The 826-nt window shown below is 68.2% G+C and carries 1 pseudogene; it reads left to right on the top strand.

The annotated features are described in order from the left end of the window. Positions 1 to 826 (top strand): annotated as a pseudogene (locus tag ACP7B7_RS31630) (ISNCY family transposase); the annotation flags it as partial.

Below are 826 nucleotides of genomic sequence, written 5' to 3'. Positions count from 1 at the left end.
CGCGTGGGGCAGTTGCGTTATCGCGAACATCGCTCTTGTCCCGAGATCTTCCAGCAGTTGCGCCAGGAAGGTGTCGACCTGGCCGAACGCAGCGTCTCGAACCTGCTGACGCAGTACGATATTCTGCTCAGCCTGGCACTCGATACCTTGCCCGAACGCGCCGCGCAACTGGCTGCCCAGGGACGCGCGATCCTTGCCATTGACGGCCTGCAGCCCGATGTCGGCCATGAGGTCTTGTGGGTGGTACGCGACACGCTGTCCGGGCAAGTGCTGTGCGCGCGCAGCCTGCTGTCATCGGCGCGTGCCGAGCTGCAATGCCTGCTGGCCGACGTGACGGCCGCCCTGCCGGTGCCCGTGGTGGCGGTCGTGTCCGACGGCCAGCACAGTATCCGCCAAGCGGTCGCTGCCGCCCTGCCCGGGGTGCCGCATCAGCTGTGCCAATTTCACTACTTGAAGGAAGCGGCGCGTCCCTTGTGGGAGGCGGACCGGCATGCCAAGAAAGAACTCAAGAAACTGGTGCGTGGTGTGCGCCCGCTGGAACGCGTTGTCGAACAACGGCCCGGGCCGACCGGCGAAGTCGCCCTGGGATACTGCGCGGCGGTGCGCAGCGCGCTGACCGATGACGCGCGCGCACCGCTGGTCTTTGGCGGCTTGCGCTTGCACGAACAGCTCTCCGGCATCCATGCCAGCGCGCGGCGCGCCGCGCAAAAAAGGGGGCGCCCACGGAAGTGAAGCGCCTGGCCGGCATGCTCGGGCGCGCCCTGAGCAGTACCGCACGATGGTGGCCGCAGGTGGCGCAAGGCGCGGCCTGGGTGCAGGGCGCGAG

Origin of the sequence: Janthinobacterium sp. PSPC3-1 (assembly GCF_049896105.1) — a bacterium.
Lineage (GTDB): Bacteria > Pseudomonadota > Gammaproteobacteria > Burkholderiales > Burkholderiaceae_D > Janthinobacterium.
Note: the sequence above shows the minus strand (reverse complement) of the source record. Positions and strands in the feature narration are given on the sequence as shown.